The organism is Lactococcus sp. FSL W8-0209, from assembly GCF_038006585.1.
Lineage (GTDB): Bacteria > Bacillota > Bacilli > Lactobacillales > Streptococcaceae > Lactococcus > Lactococcus lactis.
Genome location: NZ_JBBOVN010000001.1, coordinates 2,098,043 through 2,110,162 on the forward strand (window position 1 = coordinate 2,098,043; position 12,120 = coordinate 2,110,162).

9 protein-coding genes and 1 pseudogene are annotated in these 12,120 nt (G+C 36.0%); 2 read left to right on the forward strand and 8 right to left on the reverse strand.

The window, feature by feature from the left end; translation table 11 throughout:
- Positions 1-20: 20 nt before the first annotated feature.
- Both MKX45_RS10365 and MKX45_RS10370 read right to left on the reverse strand, forming a co-directional pair.
- On the reverse strand, positions 21-326 hold the full coding sequence (locus MKX45_RS10365) for an MGMT family protein (RefSeq protein ID WP_057720742.1): 306 nt from the start codon (positions 324-326) through the stop codon (positions 21-23).
- 69 nt (positions 327-395) lie between these two features.
- On the reverse strand, positions 396-2,069 hold the full coding sequence (locus MKX45_RS10370) for a putative polysaccharide biosynthesis protein (protein WP_057720743.1): 1,674 nt from the start codon (positions 2,067-2,069) through the stop codon (positions 396-398).
- 209 nt (positions 2,070-2,278) lie between these two features.
- On the opposite strand from MKX45_RS10370, the gene MKX45_RS10375 reads away from it, so the two are divergent.
- On the forward strand, positions 2,279-3,730 hold the full coding sequence (locus MKX45_RS10375; RefSeq protein WP_128267517.1) for a UDP-N-acetylmuramoyl-L-alanyl-D-glutamate--2,6-diaminopimelate ligase: 1,452 nt from the start codon (positions 2,279-2,281) through the stop codon (positions 3,728-3,730).
- Positions 3,731-3,808: 78 nt separating this feature from the next.
- Here the strand turns inward: MKX45_RS10375 and MKX45_RS10380 are convergent, their stop codons facing one another.
- Positions 3,809-4,069, reverse strand: a complete 261-nt coding sequence (locus MKX45_RS10380; protein ID WP_012898367.1) for a hypothetical protein — start codon at positions 4,067-4,069, stop codon at positions 3,809-3,811.
- Between the two features lie 20 nt (positions 4,070-4,089).
- Positions 4,090-5,112, reverse strand: a pseudogene (gene adhP / locus MKX45_RS10385) (alcohol dehydrogenase AdhP).
- Between the two features lie 195 nt (positions 5,113-5,307).
- On the opposite strand from adhP, the gene recQ reads away from it, so the two are divergent.
- Positions 5,308-7,086, forward strand: a complete 1,779-nt coding sequence (gene recQ / locus MKX45_RS10390; RefSeq protein WP_139008520.1) for a DNA helicase RecQ — start codon at positions 5,308-5,310, stop codon at positions 7,084-7,086.
- A gap of 35 nt (positions 7,087-7,121) precedes the next feature.
- Here recQ and yjeM read toward each other — a convergent pair whose 3' ends face one another.
- The 4 genes from yjeM to MKX45_RS10410 form a co-directional block, all read right to left on the reverse strand.
- Positions 7,122-8,648 carry a glutamate/gamma-aminobutyrate family transporter YjeM gene (gene yjeM, locus MKX45_RS10395; protein WP_057720747.1) on the reverse strand — a complete coding sequence of 509 codons (1,527 nt, stop codon included), beginning with the start codon at positions 8,646-8,648 and terminating at the stop codon, positions 7,122-7,124.
- Positions 8,649-8,927: 279 nt separating this feature from the next.
- Positions 8,928-10,169, reverse strand: coding sequence for a peptidase T (pepT, locus tag MKX45_RS10400; protein WP_015426966.1), 1,242 nt, complete (start codon positions 10,167-10,169; stop codon positions 8,928-8,930).
- Between the two features lie 28 nt (positions 10,170-10,197).
- A complete protein-coding gene (locus MKX45_RS10405) occupies positions 10,198-10,995 on the reverse strand; it encodes a DUF1803 domain-containing protein (RefSeq protein WP_057720748.1) in 798 nt (265 codons plus the stop codon).
- Positions 10,995-11,939, reverse strand: coding sequence for a manganese-dependent inorganic pyrophosphatase (locus MKX45_RS10410; RefSeq protein WP_057720749.1), 945 nt, complete (start codon positions 11,937-11,939; stop codon positions 10,995-10,997). The genes MKX45_RS10405 and MKX45_RS10410 overlap by 1 nt, the downstream gene beginning before the upstream one ends.
- Positions 11,940-12,120 lie beyond the last annotated feature (181 nt).

The following is a 12,120-nucleotide window of genomic DNA, read 5'->3' on the forward strand; positions in this document are numbered from 1 at the left end:
ATAGAAGTACTTTTTATTTATTAGAGCAGTTCATCTTCAATAATTATTTTCCCTTGAGCTGTAAAAGAAATTCCCTCTTTTTTTAGAAGTTCCATTTGCTCACTTTTAGCAGGCTCTGGCAATCCAATTGTTCTGTCAGAACGCACTACACGCCACCATGGCAGTTCATATTTTTTAGACATCGAATGCAAAATTCTAGAAACCTGCCGTGCACCATTTGGCAATCCAGCTAAAGCTCCCACATCTCGATAACTCATGACCTGCCCCTCTTTTAAATTTAGAATAACTTCTAAAATCTTTTTTGTATTTTCGGTAATTTCTGTCATTTATTATCCTTTTTAACTCTTATTAATAAGTCTGTCAGTAACTTTTTTACTGACAGACTTATTTTTTTATTAGATATGTAATTTTCGACGAAGTGACAAACCTCTTGGACCAAACCATTTTTCTAGAAGTCCGAGTTTGGCAGCAAACCAAAGATAAGTATAAAATCCTGCACCACCGGCAATGGCAGCAATAAATACTGAGGCAATTCGACCTGGGCTCTTACCGAAAATAAAACCTAAAATGATTTCAATAATAATAACCACAATAGCCATAAATCCTGTCAGTAAAGTTGCCCCTTGAATTCCGCGAACAGTATTCTTAATTGAAAAATGAGTTAACTCATGTAGTTTTCTAATGAATAAGAAAACACCAACTAAGAATGAAACAGTGGTCGCAAGTAAAGGTCCATAAGTATGGAAAATAAGAATCATTGGAACTTGCAAAACTAATTTAATGACAAGAGTCAAGGTAAAGATTCGCATTGCCAAACGTTTATGGTCCATTACTGTCAGTGGAGGATAGACAATCATATAAAGTCCTAACAAGAAAGTTTGTAAAATAGCAAAGACAAACAAACTACTTTGTAATCCAGAAGGAATTTGGTAGAAGATTGTATAAATCGGTTTAGTCAACAATGACATTCCAATCACGGCAGGAAGCATAAAACCAACGTATAATTGGAAATTATAACCCACTAACGTTGCAAGTTCACGCCGATTCCCTTGAACATAATGCTCTGTAATCAGAGGGTCTGAAACAGAACCAAGCGTCAATGCGACACCCAACAAGACCATCGTTAATTTATCAGTATTTGCTGAGAAATAACTCATCAGAACAAGCAATTCATTATGACTATAGTTTGTTACCCAAGGCATCATATTCATAAAGGTTGAGTTATCAATAATTTTAAAAATTTGAATAGCTGAACCAATGACAATAAATGGAATGGCTGTGTGTAATGTTGATCTAAAAATTTCTAAAGCATTAATTTTAGATTTTACAGGACCAGGATTAATTAATTTATTAAGATTTCCTGATTTCTGTAAGTAATAGAATAATACAGCGTAGGAACCTAACATCCCAATAAAAGCAGCCAAGGTAGATTGTGTCACGGCATTTTGCCAATTATGCGAACCTAACTTCATGATAGCAAAAGTTGCTGCTAGCATCCAAATGACCCGAACAATTTGTTCCAAAAGCTGACTCATAGCATAAGCTTTCACCTGATTCAGACCTTGGAAATATCCTCGAATAACTGACATTGAAGGGAAAATCAAGACAGCCAATGCTAAACTTTTCATGACTGGAATTAAATCTGCGCTATCCTTACCGCCAACAAGGGCTGAGAGTGGACCTGCAAGAAAGAACATGAGCCCTGACGCAACAATTCCAAGAACCAGCATCACTCCGAGCATTTGCCGAACGAGCCGGTAAGCCATGTTAGGGTCATCTAATGTATTATAGCGAGCCACTTCACGCGCAATTGCCGCCGGAATCCCCACTGTTGAAATCAATAGGAAAAGAGCATAGATATTATAACCCATACTAAAGAGGGAGTTGGCCTCATTACCAAAACGCCCCATCCAAGCATACCAAGGAATAATATAAATTACCCCTAGTATTTTCCCAATCATGTCCGCACCAGTCCGCCAAGCAGCACCAGAGAGCATCTGATCTTTTGATTTTGCAGCCGTTTTTGGTGACTGCTGACCTGTATTCATTATTTTTTCTGAATCTTCCATTGTTCCATTTTACCCTAAGTTCTGTATTTTGACAATAAAAGAATGGTTTTAGATCATTAATTCACGATGTCATCTATTACCATCTATAAACAAATGGGACATGCACCAGCTCTTGGCTTGTGCTATAATATAGGGTAATGGGATTTTTCCCTTAGTTTCCTTGTTTTAGAAAGGTATCGCGAATTTAGCGATAAATAGGCATTCCTCACATGATTAGGCTTGAACAAGTTATAGAAATACTAAAAAAAGATAATAATTTCCGTGAGATTTCTTCTGCTGGCGAATATTATTTCAACTGGCCAAAGGAAGTAAACTTTGACCAACTCTCTTATGATTCACGAAAATCAACAGAAAATACCCTTTTCTTTGCCAAGGGTTTGAATTTTAAAAAAGAATATTTAACAGACTTAGAAGCTGCTTTTTATGTTTCAGAATTTGATTATGAAGTAGCTCTCCCAGCAATTATTGTCACTGATGTTAAACGAGCAATGGCTTTAATCGCTGCAAGCTTTTATGATTTTCCACAAAATAAACTCAAAACCTTAGCTTTGACTGGTACAAAAGGAAAAACCACTTCTGCTTATTTTGCTAAAGCAATACTTGACAAAATGAACGGTGGCAAAACTGCACTTTTATCTACTGCCCAAACAACTTTGGATGGAAAAAATTATTTTAAATCAGAATTGACAACTCCTGAAAGTCTTGATTTACTAGAAATGATGGCAAAAGCTCTGACAAATGGAATGACACATTTGGTCATGGAAGTTTCAAGCCAAGCTTACAAAACAGAACGGGTTTACGGTTTAACATTTGATGTTGGAGTTTTCTTAAACATTTCTCCTGACCACATTGGCCCAGTTGAACATCCAACGCTTGAAGATTATTTTTACTGCAAACGTCAACTTCTCAAAAATTCACGTTATTTTGTTGCTAATTCCGAAATGAATCACTTTGCTATCATTAAAGAGGAACTTAAGGAACGTAAAATTCCACATGCTTTCTATGGTGCTGATTCTGAAAATAAAATTATTGAATCAAAAGGACTTCATTTTGTTACTGACGGTTCTGTCAGTGGAGCATTTGACATTCGCTTATTAGGACGCTTCAACCAAGAAAATGCCTTAGCTACAGCATTAGCAACTAAAGCTTTAGGTGCTTCATTAGAAAATATCCATGACGGTTTAGTTCTTGCTGTTGTTCCAGGACGCATGGAACTTCTTACTGCCAAAAATGGCGCTCACATCTATATTGATTATGCTCACAACGGCCTGTCATTAGAAAATCTTGTTGAAGTTGTTGAAGAACACCATGCTGGTCAGCTTGTTCTAGTCCTTGGTTCAACCGGAAATAAAGGCGAAAGTCGCCGGAAAGATTTCGGACAAGTGATTGAAAAACATCCGCGACTTGATGTCATTTTAACTACTGATGATTCAAATCGAGAAGACCCTAAAATAATTGCTGACGAGATTGCTTCTTTTGTCAGTCGCACACTTGATTTTGAACTTGACCGTGAATTGGCAATAAAAAAAGCTGTCAGTAAAACTAAAAGTACTGACGATGCTGTGATTATCGCCGGAAAAGGAACTGATATGTTCCAATTAAAAGACGGAAAACGTCAACCTTATATTGGAGATACAGCTGCTGCTCAAAAATATCTCTAATTTACTGACAAAAATTCTGTCAGTAAATTAATCATAAAAAAACGACTCAATAGGAGTCGTTTTTTCTTTTTCTTCTGACTAGGCAAAAGAATTAACAACAGCAAGAATTCTTTGTAATTCCGCATGAGTTTCATAACTTACAGTATCCGAATAAAGTAATGCTGAAAGATCCCGTGAAGAATAGCCAGCTTTTTCACTTACCTCATCAATATGCAAATTTTTTTCTTTCATTTTGTACAAAATAGCTTCTTTAAAATTGTTTGTAATTTCTTCTTGTTGAAATTGCGAAAGATTGTTAAATTCATCACTTGAATAATTGACCAAATTTTTTGAATTCATCTGCATCGCCTCTTTTATATTTATTTAGTAAAATCAATGACCATTCGGCCTTCAATTTTTCCTGCCTTCATTTCATCAATAATATCATTGATTTCTTCCAGTTTGCGTGTCGCAACAATTGGTTTTACCTTACCTTCTGCTCCAAATTGAAAAGCTTCTGCCAAGTCAAGTCTTGTTCCGACAAGTGAACCTGCAACCTCCACTCCGTCAAAAACAACTGTTGGAACTGATAAAGTCATCTCAGTATTGGGAAGTGCCACAGCAACCATTTTGCCCATAGGTTTCAAAGAAGCAACCGCTTGTTCAAAAGCAATCCTTGCAACAGCACAAACTATTGCACTTTGCACCCCTAAGCCGCCAGTTATTTTTTTAATTTCATCAACTGGATTTACATCACCAGAATTGATAATCACATCAGCTCCAATTTTTTTAGCTAAATTTAATTTATCTTGATTAATATCAACAGCAATTACTTTTGCTCCAAAAACATTTTTAGCATATTGAATTGCTAAATTTCCAAGTCCTCCAGCACCAAAAATTACTTGCCAATCACCAGGTTTTACTCCTGATACTTTGATTGCTTTGTAAGTTGTTACTCCAGCACAAGTAATTGAGCTAGCTTCAATTGGGTCAAGTCCGTCAGGAACTTTGACAGCATAATCGGCAACAACAATCGCTTCTTCAGCCATTCCGCCATCAACTGAATATCCTGCATTTTTAACTTATCGACAAAAAGTTTCATTACCAGATACACAGTATTCACAGTGACCACATCCCTCAAAGAACCAAGCCACTGAAACCCGATCACTAACTTGAAGCGATCTTACATCAGCTCCAATTTCTTTGACAATTCCAATTCCTTCATGACCAAGAACAGTCCCTGCTTTGTTGCCATAATCACCTGCTGCAACGTGCAAATCGGTATGACAGACTCCACAATACTCCATGTCAAGCAAAGCTTCATTAGGTTTGATTGCTCGAAGTTCCTTTTCAACAAGGTCCGCATAACCATCTGGATTGTGTCTTACTACTGCTGCTTTCATAAGAAAGTCTCCTCTATATATAAAATTTTGTAAACGCATTCTTTTGTTTTATTATATCACTTTTAACTTCATTTTGTATCATTTAAAGTAACAAAAACATCTTGGTTCTTTTAATGTAATCTTTGAACCATTCGTTATCAATTTTTATGAGTCATTTGTGATTTTTCTTCTTCTTTTACGTATAATATAGTAAGAATGAATTTAGAAGCTAAATTAAAAGAAATTTTTGGTTATGACAATTTCCGAAATGGTCAGAAACAAATTATTGAACAAGTCCTAGATGGACAAGCCACTCTTGGTATTTTACCCACAGGAGCTGGAAAATCAATCTGCTATCAGTTACCAGCTCTTATTCAACCAGGGCTTACTCTCGTAATCTCCCCACTTATTAGCTTGATGAAAGATCAAGTCGACCAGCTGAATATTGCCGGAATTCCAGCAACATTTATTAACTCTATCCTAGAGGATTCCGAATCTTATCAAAGAATGCGACAGGTTGAAAATGGCGAAATCAAGCTTCTTTTTGTAGCACCAGAGCGTTTTTCATTAGACTATTTCAATGCCTTTTTACAAAAACTTCCAATTGATTTAGTTGCCATAGATGAAGCACACTGCATTTCACAATGGGGGCACGATTTCAGACCCAGTTATGTCGATTTTGCCTCTCATCTCCAATATTTACCAACAAATCCTACCGTCTTAGCCCTTACGGCCACTGCGACACCAAAAGTTGCAGATGATATTCAAAAACTTCTTTCAATTTCCCCCAGTCATACTATTAAAACCGGTTTTCTTAGAGAAAACTTACGTTTTGAAGTAGTCAAAGGGATGGATAAGAGAACTTTTCTTAAAAATTATCTTAAAAATCAAGAAAGTGAGGCTGCTGGAATTATCTATGCCAGCACTCGTAAAGAAGTTGAAGAAATTTGTGAATGGCTCAACCATAATCATTTCAAAGCCGTTCGTTACCATGCTGGATTGAGCGAACAGGAACGTCAAATGAATCAAGAACTTTTTCTCTTTGACGAAGTGCCAATAATGGTTGCCACTAATGCTTTTGGCATGGGAATCAATAAACCAAATGTTCGATTTGTGATTCATTATGCCCTTCCCGCAACAATTGAAAGTTATTATCAAGAAGCTGGACGAGCAGGACGGGACCGGCTTGAATCTGATGCTATCCTCCTTTTTTCACCAAATGATTTACGAATTCGTAATTTCTTGATTGAGCAAAGTGAAGGTGATGAAGCGCACAAGGAACATGAATACGAAAAGCTTCGACAAATGCAAGCATACACAAGTGCCGAAACCTGTTTGCAACGCTATATTTTACAGTATTTTGGCGATGAAGGCGAAGACTGTAAAAAATGCAGCAACTGTCTTGATGAAAGAGAACTTCTTGATATCACGATTGATGCTCAAAAAGTCCTTTCTTGTGTGGTAAGAATGGGAGAACGATTTGGGAAAACAGCCGTAGCACAAGTTTTAATCGGTTCCAAAAATAAAAATATTGCCAAATGGAATTTTGAATCTTTATCTACCTTTGGAATCATGAAAAACTATTCGCAAAAAACAGTCGGCGAATTAATCGATTTTCTTTCAGCCGAAGGTTATTTAAATATTACGTCAGGCAAATTCCCCTTGTTACTTCTTTCACCTCAAGGTTTAAAAGTTCTCAAAGGTCAAGTCAAAGTTTATCGCAGAGCCAGCCTACTCATTGAACCAAAATCAACCGTTTCACATCAGTTTGATGAAGAATGTTTTGCAAGCATTCGTGCACTTCGACTTGAACTAGCCAAGGAAGAAGGCGTCCCTCCTTTCATGATTTTTTCTGATAGTGCCCTTAAAGAAATGGCTCAAGTTCTGCCGGATAGTCCAAGTCAATTTTTACAAATTTCTGGTGTCGGACCTGTTAAACTCGAAAAATATGGAAGGCTTTTTATCGACAAAATATCTGAATATAAAAAAAGCTGAGCAAACTCAGCTTTTATTTTTTTAAAATAATTTTATTACAAGTTATTTTTCTTTCTATAGTTGCGCATCATGAAGTAGGCAATTACACCAAAGATAAGTGGCCCACCAATCATTGAAATAAATGATGTCAACATTTCAGATAATGCTTTACCAGTTTGGTCAACAGCTGGTAATTGAACATAATTCACAATTGGTTGAATAATTGTGAAGAAGTTAGCCCCACCAACAACAACCAAGACCAAAATTGTCAAGAAGTTCACAACAAAATTTGATTTAAAGAATTCAATTGGTTTAGCAATATTTTTATTCTTCTTGAAGTACCAGAAAGCAATAACGATGAAGAGATAAGGCAAAGTCATAGAAACATTAGCCATATAAGTCAAAATGAGAAAGAATTGACTTGCTCCACCTTGTGAAGTCAAGAAATTCAAAACAATAATTAAGGTAACAATTGCAAATTGGATCCACATTGCAAATTTTGGCATTCCTTCTTCATCAAGTTTTCCTAATTTACCAGGCCAAAGTTTTTCTGGTGTACCAGTAATCAACTGTTTGATTGGACTATAAGTCAAGGTAAAGAAAGCGCCCATGTAAGCAAGAAGCATAGAAAGACCGATATAACGGGCGAAAATACCACCAAGCATATCTGCTCCAGGAGTAGAAAGTCCAAGTGCATGACCAACTGCTTCACCAAGGTTTTGCAAAAGTATGTAAGGAACAGTCCCAAGGTTCATTGATCCATCTTTAATGGCTGGAATCCATTGTGAATAATCAACGAAGAAACCAACACTAAGAATAGCAACAGCATAACCCACAGCAATAATAAGCGCTGATGTGATGATTCCTCGTGGGAAGTTTTTCTCAGGCTCGTGAGTTTGGTCAACTAAACCAGCGATTGATTCAACTCCACCATAAGCGAAGACAGCAAATACAAGAAAGGCAATAAAGGCAACAATACTACCATCAAAAGTTGGATTAGGAGACGAAGTAAAAGCAGCAAGATTAATTGGTGTTGCTGGATGACCATTAACAATAAGTACAAGAACAGCACCAAGAATTAAAATAACATTGAGTGAAAGAACGGCAACCCCCGCAATAGAGGTGAATTTTTTAATTGTTTCCACACCTTTTGAGACCATAAAGGTAATCAATGCCATCCAAACTACAGCTGCAATTGAAATCCAAAGTAATGAAGGGGTGTGTGTTGAGTTACCAAAAATCAAATTGACCGTTGGAATCAAAATTTTATTGGCAACACTTACCATCCAGATAACATAAGAAGCATACCACATGAATGTTCCAACGAAGGCGAAGGTGGGGTTAACCGCCTCACTCATCCATGAATAAATTCCTCCTTTTTCATCTTTAAATGCTGAACCCATTTCCGTTACCATAAAGGCAAAAGGGAGGAAAAAGAGCAGGGCTCCAATAATATACCAAGGAATGGCGCCGTAGCCCATTTGGTAGAAAGCGACAGGGATATTCCCAAAACCAAAGACCGTCGTAAATATCATCAACGAGAGTCCTACGAGTGAGAGTTTACCTTTTGTGTTTTGTGACATAATCTTTCCTTTTACATTAATTGACTTATAATCAGTCAATTTTATTTTTAAAGTCTTGAATAATAGCTCAATTTTACTAACAAAGTTGTCAGTAAAATATTTAGAAACAGAATAATATTTTATACAGTAGCAGAAAGTTATCGAAAAGTAGCAATTAGTCTGAAAATTATAAGATAAGCGCAAAGCAAGCCGCTCATGAAGATTTTTAATCAAAAACCTTCTTGGGCGACTTGTTCTTTTATTATCGAGCTAAAAAACTAATTACTCTCTCTTTTTCTTTTATTTTACTACTTCATTGTTCAAACGAATGATTTCAAGCAAAGTATCTACTGCTTTTTCCATTGTTTGTACAGAAACAAATTCAAAACGTCCGTGCATGTTTTCACCACCTGCAAAAAGGTTTGGTGTTGGAAGTCCCATAAATGAAATTTTAGACCCATCAGTTCCACCACGAATTGGTTCAATAATTGGGACAATATCAAGATTTTCCATTGCTTTTTTAGCAATATCAATAATTGACATATCTTTTTCAATGATTTGAGCCATGTTGTAGTATTGGTCTTTAATAACTGGTTTCACACGGTTTTGACCAAGTTCAGCATTCATTTTATCTGCAATCTCTTGCATCAAAGCTTTACGTTCGTTGAATTTACCTTCTTCATGGTCACGAATGATATATTGAGCTCTTGCTTCTTCTGGTGTACCATCAAGTTTCAAAAGATGGAAGAAACCTTCTCGGCCTTCAGTTTTTTCAGGACGGTCAAATTCTGGAAGTGAATTGTGGTAGTCAATTGCTAATTGTAATGCATTAACCATTGTATTTTTTGCTGTCCCTGGGTGAACATTTTTACCTTGGAACTCAATCACTGCACCAGCTGCTGAGAAAGTTTCATATTGAAGTTCTCCAAGTGGTCCACCATCTACAGTGTAAGCAAAGTCAACATCAAAGTCAGCTACGTCAAATTTATCAGCACCTACACCAATTTCTTCATCAGGACCAAATCCAACACGAATTTCACCGTGTTCAAAATCAGGATTAATATTCAAAAGATAGTCAGCCAAAGTCATGATTTCAGCTACACCAGATTTATCATCTGAACCAAGCAAAGTTGTTCCATCAGTATGAACTAAAGTTTGCCCTTTGTAGTTTTTAAGATTTGGGAAATCTTTTGGATCAAGTGTAAACTCAGTATCACCAAGTTTAATCACAGATTCACCATCATAATTTTCCAAAATTTGTGGGTTAACACCCTCTGCGTTGAAATCAGCGGTATCCAAGTGAGCTAAAAGTCCAATTTTGCGCACTTTTTTATCTGTATTTGCAGGAATTGTACCGATAACATAACCATTTGATTCAAGATAATGAACATCTTTGAGACCAAGGGCTTTCATATCTTCACCCATTTTGTGGGCAAATTCTACGAGCGCTTGAGTTGAAGGTGTTGTTGTGCTGTTTTCATCTGAACGTGTATTTACTTTAACATATTCAAGAAAACGTGGTAACAGTTTTTCGTACTTCATTTGTTCTCCTTAAATTTATTCTAATAGCCTATTTGTCTCCAAGTGAGATGAATGGCTCAATAGCTGTGGTTTGTTGAATTTGAGCAATAATGAAAGATTTAGCATCAGCATATTTCTGCTCTGGAATCACTTGTTCTGAAAATTTCAAAAGACATTTGTATTCTTTTTCCGAAATTTTTTCAATATAGTTATATTTCTCCAGCACATTGACAAAAATATCCGACTTAGATTTGACAACTTCTTTACGCATAAATTTCAAAAGAAAAGTAGTCATATACTTAAGCGCATATTCTGGGTCAACATCGCCAATCATTTGATAAACCTCTGTTTCAAGCGGAGTTAAAGGTAAATTTTTGGCCACTTTATCAAAATAATTGGCAAGTGATTGTGGAATTTCAGTATTCTGTGGATATTCTTTGTAAGAAAAAGATGTCATGAAATTCAAGATAACTTGATTCGTTTGATTAGTCAAAGATTGATAAAGCATACTTTGCGATATTAGCTTTTCAATCCGTGACTCCTTTTCAATAAAAATTGGAGCTTCGTAGATGTTTTTCTGTGGTTCAGCAATTTTGTCTTTTAAAGTTTCCCAATCAAACTCACTGTCATTAAAAACATGAAAGCCCAGCGAATAACGTTTATCAGAACGTAAGATTAACCCAGCAGCAATAAATGAGTCAATTTGCCGGTCAATATTTTTTACGTCAGCAAAATCTTTATGAATCTGTCTGAGCATGACTTCATCATGTTGTGCTAAATATTCTATCAAATCTTTAAAAAAGGGCTGACTTGTCAGCCGATTTTCATTATAGATTTTAATAGTCATTATTTATTGAAGCTTTCAGTCAATTGTGGAACAACTTGTTTTTTACGTGAAACAGCACCAGCAAGGAAGGCGTGGTCATCTGCAAGTGTAAAGTTGAAAGCTGCTTCTGATTTTTCTGGATGTGTACCCAAAGCAATGATTTCAGAGTTTGAGTTAACAATGTCAGTAATCATAAAGACAAAGTCATCGTATCCATTTGCTGTCATTGAAGCATTAATAGCTGCTTTAATATCTGAAAGACGTTCTAAAACTTCTGGAATATCAACTGTATTAACTTGTGCAATACGAACATTTGAACCATTCAATTCAAAAGTTTTTGCATCAATATCAATCAATTCTTCTGCTGTTTTAGTAGATAAATTTGTTCCAGCTTTGAGCATTGCAAGTCCATATTCTTCAAGGTTAACACCAGCAATTTCAGCAAGTTCTTTAGCAACTTTATGGTCTGTCACATGAGTCGTTGGAGATTTCAAAAGCAAAGTATCTGAAATCAAACCTGAAAGTAAAAGTCCAGCAACTTCTTTAGGGATTTCAACATTTGCTTCAAGGAATTTACGGTAAACAATTGATGACGCAGAACCAACAGGTTCAACAGTCATAAACAAAGGAGCTGCTGTATTAAAGTTAGCCACACGGTGATGGTCAACTACACCATAAATTGTTAAGTCTTCAATATCAGAGATTGATTGTTGGAACTCATTGTGGTCAGTCAAAATTACTGTATCCACACCCTCTTCTTTTGCTGATTTTACTACACGTGGAGCTTTCACGCCAAAGTAATCCAATACGAATTGTGTTTCTTCATTTGGAGTTCCAAGGGCAACTACTTCAGTGTTAAGGGCACCATTTGGACGATGGTTGCTCAAATATGAAAATCCATATGATGAGCCGATAGCGTCAGTATCAGGTTTTTGATGACCAAAAACAAGTATTTTATCAGACATTTTTTTACCTCATTTTAAAAATTTTAATTTCCCACTTAAACTTCTAGTTTTAACTAAAAATTATTTGGGTTATCATCCCTTAAATTATACCAAAAAATGGCTGATTAAGCACATTTTCATTTTCATTTAGGACTGATTTTATTCGATTGTCCGTTTTGTAACAAAAAAATGAATCTGAATA